Origin of the sequence: Bellilinea caldifistulae (genome assembly GCF_001306055.1) — a bacterium.
In the GTDB taxonomy this organism is placed as follows: domain Bacteria; phylum Chloroflexota; class Anaerolineae; order Anaerolineales; family Anaerolineaceae; genus Bellilinea; species Bellilinea caldifistulae.
On sequence record NZ_LGHJ01000014.1, the window covers coordinates 147,699 to 162,927 of the forward strand.

A 15,229-nucleotide genomic window follows, 5' to 3' on the forward strand; every position below is an offset into this window, starting at 1 on the left:
CTTATGGCACCGGCTGAGGGTGTAAGGTACGCTGGTTGTGAAAGTAGCTTTCCAGCGAGAAGATCAGCAATGCCAGCCAGATGAAACCAAAGCCAATAGCACTCGTCAGGGTGAACGGTTCGTGATACAGCAGAACTCCCAGTAAAAATTGCAGGGTTGGCGCCACGTATTGTAACAACCCCATAATCGTCAACGGAACGCTCTGGGCGCCGGCTGCAAACAACAACAGGGGTATGATTGTGACCAGACCGCTCAATGCCAGCAGCACATTGGTCAACGGCAGGGTGTGCAGAAACACTCCCTCGCCGCGCGCTTCGGCAAACACCAGATAGGCAAACATGGGCGGGAAGATCAAGGCGGTTTCCAGCGCCAGACCTTTGCGCGGGCCGAGCGGTGCAATTTTCTTCAACAATCCGTACAGACCAAAACTAAACGCCAGCACCAGGGCAACCCACGGTAACTGGCCGTAACGGATGGTCAGGTAGGCCACTCCTGCTGCCGCCAGACCAACCGGCAGCCACTGCAGCGGCCTCAAACGCTCTCGCAGAAAGATGACCCCCAGCGAAACACTCACGAGGGGGTTGATGAAGTATCCCAAACTGGATTCAACCACTCGCCCCTCATTGACTGCCCAGACATAGGTCAGCCAGTTGATTGCCAGCAGGACACCGGCCGCCAGGTAAATCAGGATGGTGCGGCGGTTGAGTGAGTGGAGCAGCGAGTTGATTTCGCGGCGCAAGAGTAGATAGGCCGCCAGAAAAATGAACGACCACACGACCCGGTGAGCCATGATCTGAAGTGCCGGGACGCCGTGCAGCCATTTGAAGTAAATCGGGAAAAATCCCCATAACCCATATGCCGAAACTGCCAGTAATATGCCTTTTTTCATGCCGTGTCTTCCATGATGTAGAGATTAATCGCGTATCATACCAGAAAATCAGTACATTCCCACCTGCCAATCCACCAGCCGGGCGTAGGCATCAATTCCGCCGGACAGGTTGAATACTTGCTGCCATCCCTGCGCCATCAGCCAGGCGGCTACCATCCGACTGCGCTCGCCGTGATGGCACAAAATCACCAGGGGTTGATGAGGGTTGCGGGCGGCCTCCGGCAGGGCATCCACTCCGCGGGCGGCCAGTTCTGAGAGTGGGACAGGATTGACGGCAGGATGATGGAGATAAGCGCGCGTCCATTCGTGGGGTTCGCGCACATCCAGTATGAGCAGGTCGGGGTTTTCCTGTAACTGTTGGTGGAGTTGCTGGGGGGAAATTTCCGGCGGCAGAGTCATGCAGGTTTGTCCTTCTTGGTTTGCTGGCGAGCCATCATTGCCAGATACAACGCAATCGAACCGGCCACGGCAGCGTTGAGCGATTCGATCTGACCGCGCATGGGCAGGTTGACCAGCATGTCGCATTTTTTGGCAACCAGCGCTCGCATTCCTTCGCCTTCGTTGCCAACCACCAGCGCCAGCGGTCGGTCCAGCGGGGCTTGTTGAATGGTATGAGGAGCCTCGCCGGACAACCCCACTACCCAAACACCGGCTTTTTGAAGCCAATCAATTGCCTGTGCCAGATTCATCTGTGCTACCAGCAAATGCTCGGTTGCGCCGGCTGAGGCATGAACCACAGCCGGAGTGATGCCGGCTGCCCGACGCGGTGGAATGATCACGCCGTGGACGCCAGCGGCTTCGGCAGTGCGCAGGAGTGTGCCGAGGTTTTGGGGGTTTTGCAGCATATCCAGCAGCAGAATCAGGGGCATCTCCTGGCGCTGGGTGGCTCGTTTGAGAATGTCGGAATAATCTGCGTAGGGGTAGCCGCTCACTTCCAACGCAACACCCTGATGTCCTTCGCTGAGTGCATCCAACTGCTGGCGCGGGACACGCTGTACCGGGAGGCGTCGGCGGTTGGCATGGCTGAGGATTTCGGCCAGTTTGCCTTTTTCCTCTGTGCCGTTGGCTACCAACAGGCGAAAAATCTGCCGACGGCGGGTTTGTAAAATCTCAAAGACCGGATTGCGTCCGGTAATCCACTCTCTCATGGGTCAATTCACTTCCAAAATGGTTCAGTGTTCGGTTTCCGGACGAGCAAAGATCATCCGCCCGGCAGCCGTTTGCAGGACTTTGGTGACGGTCACCAGAATTTCCTGATTAATGTATTTGTTGCCATTTTCGATCACCACCATGGTACCGTCCTCCATGTAGCCAACACCCTGTCCGCTTTCCTTGCCTTCCTGAATGACGCGCACGGAAAGGGTTTCACCCGGCAGCAGTACCGATTTGACAGCGTTGGCAAGTTCGTTGACATTGAGGACGGTGACGCCCTGCAGCTCGGCAATCCGGTTGAGGTTGTAGTCGTTGGTCAGAATCGGGCAGCGTAACTGGCGGGCAAGGATGACCAGTTTGTCGTCCACGTCTCGTACGCCTTCGACATCAATGTCCGAGATGCGCACCGGAATAATCGGTTCTTTTTGCAACTGGGCGAGAACTTCCATGCCGCGTCTTCCACGTTGGCGCCGCAGGCTGTCGGGTGAATCGGCGATGTATTGCAGCTCGTTCAGCACAAAGCGCGGAATCAGCAAAGAGCCCGGCAAAAATCCTGTGCGGGCAATATCGGCAATCCGGCCGTCAATGATCACGCTGGTATCCAGCAAAATGGTGCGCGATTCGGCCCAATTTGCCGCGCTTTCTGCTCCGGCCGCGGCTGCGCCGGCGGGTTGAGTTTTGGAGATGTTGCCCCAAAGCGCAAACAGGTCATTCTGGCGCATGACGAAAACCGAAACGCCGAGATAACCGAAGAAAACCACCCCGATGAAGGGAAGAATTTCTCCAAACGGGGAGGGCAGGCGCGAGAGGGGAAATGCCAGCAGGACAGCGATGATCAGGCCGGCGATCAGGCCAAACAGAGCTGCAAAAAGGGTCTGGGCAGAAACGCGAGTTAACAGGCTGCGAATTGCCCGCATGGGACGGATGGTGATGAATGGCGTCAAAATCAAGCCGATCAATGCGCCAACCAGCCCCAGCGTGAAAGCATACTCCTCTACCGAAAAGGTGGAGGATGCGCCGCCGGCTGTTGCAATTTGCCCTAATTGCGCTCCCCACATTACACCAATGATTGCAAAAACGACCATGCCGATCAGGCGAAAAATAAATTCAATACTCATGAATAACTCCTTGGGATGAGTGCAAAAGGTGGTGAGAATTGTTAAGGTGCAGAATAAATAATAAAACGAGAATAAATAATAAAGCGAAAAAATGAAAAGAAATGAATAATGATTAACTCTATGATAGCATCAGAGTCAGGCGGAGTCAACGAAAAAAATTCTAATGGTAAACCTGTGGCTGTAATTTGAATCGAGTGTGTTAAAATAACCTGACGAATGACCGCGGCATTGATCGAAATCGAAGATTTGTGGTACAGCCACCCGGTACGGGGGGGTGAGGCAATCCCAGCCCTTAAGGGCATCAACCTGCGGATTGAAGAGGGGGAATACGTTGCTTTGATCGGCGCCAACGGCTCTGGCAAGACAACCCTTGCGCGGCATTTGAATGCGCTGTTGTTGCCCGATAGGGGAGTTGTCCGAATTCATGGGATGGACACCCGCGAAGCCCGCTTTCATCCGCAAATTCGCAGTCTGGTGGGGATGGTATTTCAATCGCCGGAAGACCAGCTGGTGGCCGCCATACTGGAAGAGGATGTTGCCTTTGGGCCGGAAAATTTAGGATTACCGCCAGCCGAAATTCGCCAGCGGGTGGAAGATGCCCTGGAAATTACCGGCTTGAAGGAGTACCGCCAGCGGCCTCCCCATTTGCTTTCGGCCGGACAGATGCAGCGGGCAGCCCTGGCAGGGGTTTTGGCGATGCGCCCGCGCTGTGTCATTTTCGACGAAACCACAGCCATGCTTGACCCGGCCGGACGGCACATGGTCCGACGGCTGATGCGCCGTCTGCACGAAGAGGGGCTGACGGTGATCGTCATTTCGCACTTCATGCGCGAAGCGGTGGCAGCCCAGCGGGTAATTGTTCTGAACAAGGGCGAAATTGCGCTGGACAGCACACCCCAACAAGTGTTCAGCCACCCGGCTGACCTGTGGGCCTTGGGGCTGGATCTGCCGCTGGCTGGCAGGCTGGCCATCCAACTGCGGGAAGTGCTGCCCGACCTTCCGCCGAATCTGCTGCGCTCCAACGATCTGATTGCTGCCCTGCCGCCTCCGCCCTTCCCGGTGAAGGCAGGCGGTGGGAGTGAACCCGACCGCCCGGTGCTGCCGCCGAATGGTTTTATCCGGGTGGACCGGCTAGGGCATACGTATCTGGCAGATACTCCGCTGGCGTATCAGGCTCTCGAAGAAGTGCGGTTGCATGCTGGTGAGGGAAAGGTGCACGGCCTGATCGGTTCAACCGGCTCTGGAAAATCCACCCTCTTACAGCACCTGAACGGTTTGCTGTTACCCCAAAAAGGTACGGTGGCGGTTGGGCCATTTGATTTGAACGACCCCACAACCGATTTGAAGGCTGTCCGCCAGTTTGCCGGTCTGGTTTTCCAGAATCCGGATTATCAGTTATTTGAACAATATGTGGGGGATGAGATTGCCTATGCACCTCGTTTGAAGGGTGAGCATGATTCGCTGCGGGAAACCGTGCGCATGGCCATGGAAATGGTCGGTCTGGATTTTGAATCCTTCAAAGACCGGCTCACCTTTACGCTGAGCGGAGGAGAACGCCGTAAAGTGGCGCTGGCTTCTTTGATTGCCATGCGTCCGCGGGTGCTGTTGCTGGATGAACCCACCGCCGGGCTCGATCCGCGTTCGCGCAGCGAAACGCTGCGTTCACTGGAAAATCTGCGCCAGCAGGGCCTGACGCTGGTGCTTTCCTCCCATCATATGGAAGATATTGCTGAATTAAGCAGCAGTTTGACCGTACTTCATCGCGGCAGAACGCTGCTGGACGGCGCTGCTGAAGAAGTTTATTCCAACGTCAGTCTGCTGGAAGAACACGGGCTTGAAGCCCCGCTGGTGACCCGGGCGGCGGCTCGCCTAAGGGAACTGGGGTGGGACATTCCTCGCTGCATTTTGCGAATTGGCGACCTGATTGAACATCTGCGCCGCAATCTGGAGGCTCCGCATGCATAATTTTGAATTTTTGCGGATGGTCAACATCGGGCAATATCTGCCGCTGAATTCGCTCCTTCACCGCCTGGATGCCCGGGCGCGGATCATCCTGTATCTGGTGATCCTCATGGCGGCGACTTTCACGGCTCAACCTGCCGGTCTGTTCTTGGCTTTATTAATTGTGCTGGTGCTGTTGAGGATTGGACGCATCCCGCTGAATTTTGCTTTGCGCGGTTTGTTGCCGCCATTACCCTTTCTTTTGATCCTTGCGGTTTTGCAGGTTTTTGTCTCGATCCGCCCCCCCAGTGCCTTGCCGCTGTTTGAGTTTGGGATATTGAAAATCTACGCCAGTGGTTTGGTCTCGGCCGGCATGCTGCTCCTGCGGTTTTGTGTGTTAATTCTGACGCTTTCCCTCTCATCGTTCACGCTTTCAACTTCCGAGATGATTCACGGGCTGGAATCGCTGCTCTCGCCTTTTTCCCGGCTAGGCCTGCCGACCCACGATTTGGTGATGGTCTTGCAGGTTACCATCCGGTTCATTCCCTTTTTGGCGATGGCTGCCGAGCGGATAGCCAAAGCACAGGCATCCCGCGGGGCGGAGTGGGGGGTGAGAAAAGGCAACATTTTTCAACGAGTACGACAGGTTATCCCGTTGATTGTGCCGTTGTTTCTGACCAGTTTACGCCGCGCCGAAACTATGGCTCTGGCGATGGACGCGCGGGCTTATGGAAGTACCCCCCAGCGTACTTCCATGTACACCATGCAGTTTCAATTCAAAGACGCAGTCGCCATCATTTTTGGCGCCGTCAGCGCGACTGCAATCCTGATTTTGGGGATATAGGCTTACAGCCTTGCGCCTTTGCGATTACCCACGGCAAACTGCTGCCAGGCAGCTACCACAACCAGGGTAATCAATGCCGATACGCCCGCTTCGGGCAATCCGTTGGCAATTGCAATGGGCAGCAAAGCCGCAAACGGCAAAAAGCCAAGTATCCCGATCATGCCCAGCACCAGGATAGTATTGGTCAGGCTACCGGCAATACCCGCAAGAATCAGCGCTGGGACCGTCCATTTCCGCAAAGATTGCCAGACCAGCCAAGCAACCGGGCCGATGAACAGGCGCGGCAAGACGGAAAGAAGCGGATTGGTAAACCAGACATCCGCCGGGCCGGTTGGTGCTACGGCTGCTTGAATCAGGCTGAAGATGCCGAAAATCAAGCCAATGCCCAGGCCGACAATTGGCCCTTCCAGCACTGCGCCGATGATCACAGGAACGTGCATGATGGTCAAAGAAGCTCCACTAACCCATGGGATGAAGCCCAGACGGGTCAGTCCCAGGAGAACAGCGATTGCCCCCAATACGCCAGTAATAACAATTTTACGGGTGCGATTTTGTGGCATATTTACTCCTTGTGAGGATGAAATGGTTGGTTTTTGGGGTTTATCTAATTAACCCTGAAGGTTGGGGTAGAGTTTTGCGGTTTGGAATTTGATTTTAACATTAAAACCGTTCGAGCGGCGAGTTCCTGATGAGCGGGAATAATTCTCCGCTATAATGGGAGCAGTGCTTGCGATTTTTCCGCATCGTTTGAGGGATTTATGAACCGACCCCTGCGCTGGTATGATTACATTACGATCAATATCTACTGGTTTGCGCTGACCACCCGTTCTCAGACCATTTCACCATTGATCCTGCCACTGCTCGTTCAGCAATTCATAGGCGAGCAGGCCAAGGGAGCGGCTTTGGGAAACATCCGCTTATGGGCCTTGATGACTGCGGTACTGGTACAGGCGTTAATGGGGATGCTTTCCGACCGGAGCACCCATCCCTGGGGCCGGCGCCGCCCGTTCATTCTGCTGGGTTCGCTGGGTGAGTTGATTGTTTTTGCCCTGCTCGGCTTTGTGGCGGGGATGGAAGGCATGAGCGGTTATACAGCCATGTTTGCCATCTACGTTTTTTCCATGGTTTCTTCCAACATTGCTCACGCGGCTACCCAGGGATTGATACCTGATTTGGTGCCGGAGGAAAAACGCGGTCGCTTTTCAGGGGTCAAAGCCCTGCTGGAACTGCCCGTGCCGGTGATTTTTGTTTCATTTGTCATGGGACGGCTGGTCAGTCAGGGGCAATTGTGGACGGCGTTGATGATTCTGATGGCGGTGTTGGTTATCTGCACGGCGCTGGCGATGTTGGTGCCGGAAAAGCGTTTGGAGCAGCCACCTTTCCCACTCGACTGGCAGGGATTCTTCCGGCTGACTTTGATGACGGTTGTTTTTACCCTGATCATTCTTGGGATGGGTGGAGTTGTGCGCTGGTTCTTAAACCTCTCCTTGCCGGAGGGTATTTTTAAGACGGTTGCGACAATTTTCGCCGGAATTCTCTCGATGGGGATTGCCGTGGCTTTGGGGGTGCTTGCCAGTTTGAGAATTGGGGTGGGTAAAGACATTCGCTATCAGCCCTCGTTCAAGTGGTGGGTGGTCAACCGGCTGGCATTCCTGGTGGGTTCAACCAATGTGGCAACTTTTCTGGTCTTCTTTTTGCAAGAACGCTTCCCGCAATTTGCAGGTGAAAAAGCGGCCGCGCCCGCGGCCACCATTACCATGTTTGTGGGGGTATTTATCCTGCTCACGGCTTTACCGAGCGGTTTTTTAGCCGACCGCTTTGGAAAAAAGATTCTGGTGGCGATTGCCGGTCTGCTGGCTGCTGGCGGAATAGGTGTGATGCTGTTATTCCCAACACTGATAGCCCTGTATGCAGCCGGTTCACTGGTGGGAGCGGGGGTAGGGCTGTTTTACTCGGCTAACTGGGCTTTGGGCACGGAAATTGTTCCGCGCGAGCAAGCCGGGCGCTTCCTGGGGCTTTCTAACCTGGCCGGTGCGGGTGCAGGGGCAATTGGGGCATATATTGCCGGCCCAATTGCCGATGCCACCGGCTATACATTGATCATGGCGTTGTACGGTGTTTTGTTTCTCGCCTCAGTTTTGTTTTTGCCATATATTGAGGAAAAGCGAATTGGCTCATCACCGGTGGGCGGGTAACCTTTTGCCGGTCTAATCCGTCTAAAAGTGAGGAAACCAGCGCGTGAATGAAGTGGAAATACTCCGTGGCTTGAAATCGGATCAACCTCAGGCGGCCCTGAGCCTGCTCTTTGAACAGTATGCCGACCGGGTTTACCATCTTGCGCTTGGTCTGCTTGGAAATGAAGATGACGCCGAAGATGTCGTTCAGGATACTTTTCTCTCCGTATTTCGCAACCGCTTTCAGTTCGAGGGCCGGTCTTCAGCGGGCACCTGGCTTTACCGAATTGCCTATAATCTGAGTCTGGACCGGTTGCGGACAAAACAAACCCTGCCGCTGCCAGAAGAGGAGGGTGCGGATGACGAGGATCATCCTGCGCCTTTGCCGCGCGAATTTGTGGAGTGGCGCTGGCTGCCGGAGTATTTGATTCAGAATCAGGAACAGCGCAAGGCATTGGATGAGGCCATCCATTCCCTCTCGCCGGCTTTGCGGGCGGTGTTTTTACTGCGGGATGTGGAGGAACTGTCCACCGAGGAAACTGCGGCGGTGCTTTCAATTTCGGCTTCGGCAGTCAAGGTGCGCCTGCACCGCGCCCGGCTGGAATTGCGCGAAAAGTTGGCGGCTTTTTTTGCGGCTCAGGAGAAAGGAGCAGTGCAATGAATTGCGAGGAGTTAATCCGTTATTTGTCGGATTATATTGACAACAATCTCAACGAAGACCTGCGTGCGGATGCGGAAGAACATCTGCGCACCTGCCATAATTGCCATGTGGTTCTGGATACCACCCGAAAGACCATTCTGATGTATAAGGGCAGCCTCAAAGAGCCGATTCCTGCCCCGCGCCGAGAAGCCTTGTTTGATCGTCTGCTCAAAGCCATTTCAGATCGAGAAGATTGCCCTCCCGAAGGAATGTAACCTTTTGAGGGCTTCCTCGTCAAAAGGGTAGAAGTTCAAACGATCATTCTGAAGGAGGAATAAGCCATGTCTTTCGTAAATGAGTCAACCGTAGATCGGATTATCCGGGTTGTGGCAGGTGTTTTATTGTTAGCCCTTGGATGGGGCGGTGTGGTTACCGGTACGCTGGGTACTATCTTCAAATTCCTTGGTTTTTTACCGTTGTTGACCGGCCTGATCGGTTGGTGCCCGGCTTACTCCTTATTCAAATTCCGCACGAATTCCTGAATTAATTCCAATCCCATCGGCTGCTGGCTGAGAGACTTCTGGGTTGGGCATCACCCAACGCGGAGCGTTCAACCAGCAGCCGGTTGCTGAATCAGACCCTGTAAGGACTTTCAATGACACCCGAACAATTTGAACAAAAAGTGGCTTCTGCCCGTCAACCGCTGGTGGTGGAATTTTGGGCGCCCTGGTGCGGTCCGTGTAAAGTCATGAACCCAATTTTGAAGGCTGCCAGTGAAAAGTACCGCGGGCAGGTAGAATTGTTGAAAATCAACGCAGACGAATCCCCTGATCTTTTACGGCAGTTGAAAGTGTTCAGCATTCCCACCCTGCTGGTGTATCGGGAGGGAAAGGCTGTTTACCGAAAGGTTGGCGCCCAACCAGCCGCTGCGATTGATAATTTGTTTGCCGATTTGGCCTCCGGTAAAATTATCCAGAAAAGTGGCCCTGCCCCCCTGGATCGTTTTTTGCGATTGGGGGCAGGACTTGTTTTGTTGGGGATTGGGATAACCAACCAGATGAACATCGGGTTGGTGGTGATGGGGGGAATCGTGATGTTTAGCGCGGTGTATGACCGCTGTCCTATCTACCGGGCGATTTCCAGCCGGGTGAAGACCCTTTTTGAAAAACCCTAATTAAGGCCCGCTTACGGTTGGATAACCAGCGTTACGCCAGGCGATAATACCGCCGCTAACGCTGGTTACTTTTTCGTAGCCGGCTTGCAGTAAAATATCCCGCCCGGCCTGACTGCGGTTACCCGAGCGACAGATTACCACAATTTCCTTGTCTTTTGGCACTTCACTGATCCGCTGGGGCAGTTGATCCAACGGGATGAGCGTTGCCCCGGGAACATGCAGTTCATTCCATTCTTCCGGTTGGCGCACGTCCAAAACCCATGCGCCCTGGTCGCGAAGTTGAGCGGCTTGAGATACCGAAATTTCTGGCGGTAAAGCGCGGGTTTCCGCCGGGGAAGTGCGGGTGAGAAGGAAGGCAGCGCCTGCTATAAGGACAATTGCCAGCAGGATGGCATACACCGGAAAACGCCTGTGTTCAAATGAGCCTGAGGATGTCTTTTGACGAGTCATGGATTGTTCCTGTCATGAGTGAGATTCAATCTATCGGTTTTGATTCAATTTTACGGTAAAGGTTACAGGATGTGGGGTAAAATAGAAACGGGTCATTATCCCTGATCAATCAAAGCGGAAGGGATATTCAAAAAAATGTTCATCAGCCGGGAGAGTTTCAGCACCCATACTCTGGATGAGCACCCGCATGGGGAGATTGTCAAACGGGTGTTGTTCGCCGCTTTGCGGGCCGTGGATCCGGCTACTGCGGTGGCGCGCTTTCTCGAACGAGAGGGTGACCTGTTGTTTGCCGGAGGGCGGAGTTATGACCTCAGCCGTTACCGACGCGTGTTTATCGTTGGAGCAGGCAAGGCCGCAGCACCGATGACCAAAGCCGCTGCCCGGATTCTGGGAGACCGCCTTTCGGGGGGAATGATTATCTGTAAAGAAGGTTTTTTGCGGGAAAATGCCGTCGGCGGAGCAATCCCCGAGCGGATTCAGGTGGCCGAAGCCTCTCACCCGCTGCCGGATATGCGCGGTGTGAATGCAACCCGTCGGATGCTTGCCCTGCTCAACCGGGCGAGTGAAAATGATCTGGTGCTGGCATTGATTTCCGGTGGTGGATCGGCGCTGATGACTGCCCCTGCCGAGGGAATTTCCCTGGCAGATTTGCAGTCTCTCACCAATTTGCTGCTGGCTTGCGGCGCTTCGATTGAAGAAATTAATACTCTGCGGAAACATCTGGATGAAGTCAAGGGTGGCGGACTGGCGCGGGCGGCCGGCAAAGCCGATTTGCTGGCATTGATCCTCTCGGATGTGGTCGGCGATCCGCTGGATGTGATCGCCTCCGGGCCAACCGTGGCTGACCCAACCACCTTTACGGATGCGCTGGCAATTTTACAACGGTACAATCTGGCAGAGCACACCCCACCCTCCATTCTTGAACGACTGCGCAGCGGTGCCGAAGGGAAAATACCCGAAACCCCAAAACCGGGAGATGGTTTGTTCCGGCGGGTTCAAAACCTGATCATTGCCAGTAATCGGCATGCGGCTCAGGCTGCGGTTGAAGAAGCCGAAGAATGCGGACTGACCCCCCTGCTGCTGAGCACTTATTTACAAGGGGAAGCCCGTCAGTTGGGAATGTTTTTGGGGTCAATTGCCCGTCAAATTCACGCCACCCGTCAGCCGCTACAACCGCCAGCCTGTTTGATTGCCGGTGGTGAGACGACAGTGACTCTTCACGGAGATGGGCTGGGGGGACGCAATCAAGAAGTGGCACTCGGCGCCGTGCGCGGTTTGGACGGCACGCGCAATTTGCTGATGGTCACCCTGGCTTCCGATGGTGACGACGGCCCCACGGATGCCGCCGGGGCGGTGGTCAGCGGAGAAACGTTACAAAGAGCCCTTGCCGCCGGAATGAAACCGGAAGATTATCTCGAGAGAAATGATTCTTACCATTTCTTTGATGCGCTGGGAGATTTGATCCGCACAGGCCCGACCCAGACAAACGTCAATGATTTGATGTTTCTGTTTGCTTTTGCGGATTGAGACTTTCCAGCCCTGGCGGATTGGCTTTGGCAGTTGGTTGGGGTGTGATCTTGACCACCCGCCTTCGGCGATGGCGCGCCGAGAGGGCGCGTCTGAGCGGGGGGATTCGCACAATCAACAGCACAGCCAATACAACCGTGGCGGCTAGTGGTTTCCAAATATCTCCTTGCAGACGGAGAAAGTCGCCCTTGACCGCCATGGCCAGATGAACGACCGCCAGCACGGCGGTGAGGTAAACCAGTTGGTGCAGGCGCTTCCATATTTTCCCCAGTGTTTTTTGCCACCAGCGATGGGAAGTCAATGCGAGGGGTGTCAGCAGGCTGATCGCCGCCAGTCCTATGAGGATATAGGGTTTATCGGCAATTGAGGCGTAAATCAGATTGAAGTCAAACTGATAATCCCAGCCGGTGTACGTGAGCATGTGCAGCGCTGCATAGAAGAAAGCGTACAGGCCAAGCGGGCGACGAAGTTTGAGCAACTGCGGAAGGTTGAAAAGGATGTGAAGGGGGGTCATCGTCAGAGAAGCCAGCAGGATGAGAATGGCGATATCCCCAGAGCGCTGGGTGGCTGCCTGGATCGGATTAATGGTCAGGTTATTGGTGAAGTAGGCAGCCGTCAACACCATTAACGGCAGCCAGCAGAGGATGTGAGTCAGCCATTGCAGGCGCGACCAGTTTTTCATCGGCTTTTCAGTAATTAACCCGCAAGTCCATGTTGGCGTAAAGCTGCCCGACCTGCTCGGCATAACCGTTGAATAACAACGTTTCGCGGCGGCGGTTTTCGCCGATGCGCCGTTCGGTGGCCTGAGACCAGCGCGGGTGGGGCACTTCCGGGTTTACATTGGCATAAAAACCGTATTCATTAGGAGCAACCCTGTTCCAGAAGGTGGGCGGCATGGTTTCGGTGAGCTCGATTCTAACAATGGCTTTGCTGCTTTTGAAACCGTATTTCCACGGTACAGCCAGACGCAGCGGTGCTCCGTTTTGGGGGAGTAATTCCTTGCCGTACAGCCCGGTGACCAGCAGAGTCAAATCGTGGTAGGCTTCATCCAGCCGCAAGCCTTCGGTATAGGGCCATGGGTAAAAGGGGCTTCTTGCACCGGGCATGTTGTTCTCATCCAGAATTGTGGTGAACTGGACAAAGGCTGCACTGGTCATGGGCTCGACTTCTTTGAGCAGCAACGAAAGCGGAAATCCGAGCCATGGGATGACCATAGACCAGCCTTCCACGCAGCGCAATCGGTAAACACGTTCTTCCTGCGGAAACTGGCGCAGGTCTTCGATGTCGAAAATGCGCGGCTTGTGAACCAGTCCGCTAACCTCCACCTGCCACGGACTGGTGGGAAAGTTTTTTGCCAGCGAAGCCACACCGCCCTTATCCATGGTGAATTCGTAATAATTGTTGTAGTTGGTAATTTCCTCAAAGGAATTGGCCGGGTCTCCCCGTTCATCGCGGGGGCGCTCCGCGGGGTTGATTGAGTCGGAATAACCAGGAGTGTTTTCAGACTGTGTTTTGATCCCACAGGCGGCCAACAAAGCCCCGGCTGCACCAACCGCCGCCAGTTTAAGGAATTGCCGTCGGTTCAGGTAAACGTGCTCGGGTGTGATTTCCGAGGAAGGGATGGGGGGAACAGTATTATTTTTCATATTCGGTTAATCCTGACTGGCTATTCTTGTTTATATGGACATGTTTAGTCCACTTAACCTTACCAGAGATGGTGAGATTTTTCAAATCTTTATCGAGTGTTGGCCGGTGGGCAGGGTTGTGTGGAAATTGGTGCGCAGAAACGTAAGATTGCCGAAAATTGACACTCTAATGAGTGATAGGCATCCTGCAAGCAGGGCTGCCACGACATCGAAAAAGGCTCGAAAATCAACGGAGAAAGGTATAACATGAAGAGGCAATTTCTCATTTCTAACCTGCTGATCGTTATGGTGTTTTTACTGACAGCCTGTGCACCCGGTGGGGTCGTTCCGGCTACGGTTCAAGAAAATACCCCCCTGCCTGTTTCGACCGGGGTTGATGAGATGAAAAGCGAGTCAGTAACACCCGATGGAGATGAAAACAACGCTTCGCAATCGCAGTCACAAACGCCGATCGAAGAGGGTGAATCTTCACCTGATACGCAGACCCTGCCGGACTGGTTTAAGGTGGAATTGGTTAATGTAGAAAACGATGAGGTATTCACAATCGAATCCCTGACGGGAAAAGTAATCCTCGTTGAAACGATGGCGCAGTGGTGTTCCAATTGTTTGCGCCAACAACAAGAGGTCAAAGCCTTACATCAGTTACTGGGTGAGCGGGAGGATTTTGTGAGCATTGGCCTGGATATTGATCCCAACGAAGATGCCGCTACGCTCAAGAGCTACATTGCCCGGCATGAATTCAATTGGATTTATGCGGTTTCCCCAGCGGAAGTCTCGCGTTCGCTGAGCGATCTCTATGGGCCTCAATTTCTATCGCCCCCCTCGACCCCGATGCTCATCATTGATCGGGCAGGCAGCGTGTATCCTTTACCCATGGGAATCAAATCGGCAGAGCGATTGAGGGAATTTTTACAGCCTTACTTAGAAACCAATCGTTGAAGGGTTGTGAAGCGTGGAGAACATCTTGACTTCACTGACCATCGGATTGCTGGCAACCACCAGTCCATGCGTTTTTCCACTTTACCCGGGCTATCTGGCTTATTTGAGCGGCGGTCATGAAAAATTGCAAGAAAGCAAGGGCCGATTTTTACTCGGCTTTTTCGTGCTTTGTGGGGTATTGAGTATGATGCTGGCAATTGGGCTGCTGATTGCCTTGCTGGCAATACCCATCGGAAATGCGCTTTCCCTGGTTATCCCGTTGGCAAATGGATTGATCTTTCTACTTGGAGTTTTATTATTGCTGAACATCAATCCGTTCAAATCTTTGCCGATGATTCGCATTCCTGTTCTTCAAAATCCGTATTTGAATGCTTTTGTTTATGGACTGCTCTACGGACCAATTGCGTTGCCTTGTGCCGGCCCGCTGGTTGTGAGTGTGTTTGCCCTTTCGCTGAGTGCCGGGGAACTTATTAACCGGTTAAGCACTTTCTTATGGTTTGGTTTGGGATTTGGTCTACCACTGCTGTTGCTTTCTTTTCTGGCTGGAGCCCAGCAGCGGTGGATTACCCGTCAATTCGCCCGCTACGGGAATTGGGTAAATCGAATTGGGGGCATCATTTTGATCACGATAGCCGTGGTGGATCTGGCATCGAATTGGGAGTTGATTCGGTTTACATGGTCGCGATTCAACTAAAAAATTCTTCCCACAGTCCGAATTGACCGGAAAAGGACTGT

The 15,229-nt window shown here is 53.9% G+C and carries 18 protein-coding genes; 10 read left to right on the forward strand and 8 right to left on the reverse strand.

Annotation, left to right across the window (positions count from 1 at the left end; all coding sequences use genetic code 11):
• Nucleotide 1 precedes the first annotated feature (1 nt).
• The 4 genes from rarD to AC812_RS09080 are packed head-to-tail and all read right to left on the reverse strand — an operon-like array spanning nucleotide 2 to nucleotide 3,159.
• On the reverse strand, nucleotides 2-889 hold the full coding sequence (gene rarD, locus AC812_RS09065; RefSeq protein WP_061914076.1) for an EamA family transporter RarD: 888 nt from the start codon (nucleotides 887-889) through the stop codon (nucleotides 2-4).
• A 48-nt stretch (nucleotides 890-937) separates the two neighbouring features.
• On the reverse strand, nucleotides 938-1,288 hold the full coding sequence (locus tag AC812_RS09070) for a rhodanese-like domain-containing protein (protein WP_061914078.1): 351 nt from the start codon (nucleotides 1,286-1,288) through the stop codon (nucleotides 938-940).
• Nucleotides 1,285-2,037 (reverse strand): 23S rRNA (guanosine(2251)-2'-O)-methyltransferase RlmB, encoded by a 753-nt coding sequence (gene rlmB / locus AC812_RS09075; protein ID WP_061914080.1) that lies wholly within the window; start codon nucleotides 2,035-2,037, stop codon nucleotides 1,285-1,287. Before rlmB ends, AC812_RS09070 begins: the two co-directional genes overlap by 4 nt.
• Before the next feature lie 24 nt (nucleotides 2,038-2,061).
• Nucleotides 2,062-3,159, reverse strand: coding sequence for a PIN/TRAM domain-containing protein (locus AC812_RS09080; RefSeq protein ID WP_061914082.1), 1,098 nt, complete (start codon nucleotides 3,157-3,159; stop codon nucleotides 2,062-2,064).
• A 216-nt stretch (nucleotides 3,160-3,375) separates the two neighbouring features.
• Here AC812_RS09080 and AC812_RS17830 point away from each other — a divergent pair, with 216 nt between their 5' ends.
• Entirely contained in the window at nucleotides 3,376-5,124 is a 1,749-nt protein-coding gene (locus AC812_RS17830) for an energy-coupling factor transporter ATPase (RefSeq protein ID WP_061914084.1), read from the forward strand.
• The gene (locus AC812_RS09090; RefSeq protein WP_061914086.1) at nucleotides 5,117-5,944 is read left to right on the forward strand and encodes an energy-coupling factor transporter transmembrane component T family protein; all 828 of its coding nucleotides are present in this window, start codon (nucleotides 5,117-5,119) and stop codon (nucleotides 5,942-5,944) included. The genes AC812_RS17830 and AC812_RS09090 overlap by 8 nt, the downstream gene beginning before the upstream one ends.
• 2 nt (nucleotides 5,945-5,946) lie before the next feature.
• On the opposite strand, the gene AC812_RS09095 is transcribed toward AC812_RS09090, so the two are convergent.
• On the reverse strand, nucleotides 5,947-6,504 hold the full coding sequence (locus AC812_RS09095) for an ECF transporter S component (protein WP_061914088.1): 558 nt from the start codon (nucleotides 6,502-6,504) through the stop codon (nucleotides 5,947-5,949).
• Nucleotides 6,505-6,702: 198 nt separating this feature from the next.
• Between AC812_RS09095 and AC812_RS09100 the strand changes: the two genes are divergently transcribed.
• The 5 genes from AC812_RS09100 to trxA all read left to right on the forward strand — a co-directional run bounded on the left by AC812_RS09100 (nucleotide 6,703) and on the right by trxA (nucleotide 9,932).
• On the forward strand, nucleotides 6,703-8,139 hold the full coding sequence (locus AC812_RS09100) for an MFS transporter (protein WP_061914090.1): 1,437 nt from the start codon (nucleotides 6,703-6,705) through the stop codon (nucleotides 8,137-8,139).
• A 43-nt stretch (nucleotides 8,140-8,182) separates the two neighbouring features.
• Nucleotides 8,183-8,779: an RNA polymerase sigma factor gene (locus tag AC812_RS09105; RefSeq protein ID WP_061914093.1), complete on the forward strand. Its 597-nt coding sequence runs from the start codon at nucleotides 8,183-8,185 to the stop codon at nucleotides 8,777-8,779.
• Complete coding sequence (locus tag AC812_RS09110) at nucleotides 8,776-9,033, forward strand: anti-sigma factor family protein (RefSeq protein ID WP_061914095.1); 258 nt, start codon at nucleotides 8,776-8,778, stop codon at nucleotides 9,031-9,033. Before AC812_RS09105 ends, AC812_RS09110 begins: the two co-directional genes overlap by 4 nt.
• Nucleotides 9,034-9,099: 66 nt before the next feature.
• Nucleotides 9,100-9,300: a YgaP family membrane protein gene (locus AC812_RS09115; protein WP_061914097.1), complete on the forward strand. Its 201-nt coding sequence runs from the start codon at nucleotides 9,100-9,102 to the stop codon at nucleotides 9,298-9,300.
• A gap of 113 nt (nucleotides 9,301-9,413) precedes the next feature.
• Complete coding sequence (trxA, locus tag AC812_RS09120; RefSeq protein ID WP_061914099.1) at nucleotides 9,414-9,932, forward strand: thioredoxin; 519 nt, start codon at nucleotides 9,414-9,416, stop codon at nucleotides 9,930-9,932.
• Here the strand turns inward: trxA and AC812_RS09125 are convergent, their stop codons facing one another.
• A complete protein-coding gene (locus AC812_RS09125; RefSeq protein ID WP_061914101.1) occupies nucleotides 9,933-10,382 on the reverse strand; it encodes a rhodanese-like domain-containing protein in 450 nt (149 codons plus the stop codon).
• Between the two features lie 135 nt (nucleotides 10,383-10,517).
• Between AC812_RS09125 and AC812_RS09130 the strand changes: the two genes are divergently transcribed.
• Nucleotides 10,518-11,909, forward strand: coding sequence for a glycerate kinase type-2 family protein (locus tag AC812_RS09130; protein ID WP_082148953.1), 1,392 nt, complete (start codon nucleotides 10,518-10,520; stop codon nucleotides 11,907-11,909).
• Here AC812_RS09130 and AC812_RS09135 read toward each other — a convergent pair.
• Together AC812_RS09135 and msrP are read right to left on the reverse strand one after the other, a co-directional pair.
• On the reverse strand, nucleotides 11,872-12,591 hold the full coding sequence (locus AC812_RS09135; protein WP_061914104.1) for a protein-methionine-sulfoxide reductase heme-binding subunit MsrQ: 720 nt from the start codon (nucleotides 12,589-12,591) through the stop codon (nucleotides 11,872-11,874). The two genes, AC812_RS09130 and AC812_RS09135, sit on opposite strands and share 38 nt — an antisense overlap.
• A gap of 7 nt (nucleotides 12,592-12,598) precedes the next feature.
• Entirely contained in the window at nucleotides 12,599-13,555 is a 957-nt protein-coding gene (msrP, locus tag AC812_RS09140) for a protein-methionine-sulfoxide reductase catalytic subunit MsrP (protein WP_061914106.1), read from the reverse strand.
• A gap of 246 nt (nucleotides 13,556-13,801) precedes the next feature.
• On the opposite strand from msrP, the gene AC812_RS09145 reads away from it, so the two are divergent.
• Together AC812_RS09145 and AC812_RS09150 are read left to right on the forward strand one after the other, a co-directional pair.
• Nucleotides 13,802-14,494, forward strand: a complete 693-nt coding sequence (locus tag AC812_RS09145; RefSeq protein ID WP_061914108.1) for a TlpA family protein disulfide reductase — start codon at nucleotides 13,802-13,804, stop codon at nucleotides 14,492-14,494.
• Nucleotides 14,495-14,519: 25 nt separating this feature from the next.
• Nucleotides 14,520-15,188 carry a cytochrome c biogenesis protein CcdA gene (locus AC812_RS09150; RefSeq protein ID WP_061914110.1) on the forward strand — a complete coding sequence of 223 codons (669 nt, stop codon included), beginning with the start codon at nucleotides 14,520-14,522 and terminating at the stop codon, nucleotides 15,186-15,188.
• The last annotated feature ends 41 nt before the right edge of the window (nucleotides 15,189-15,229 follow it).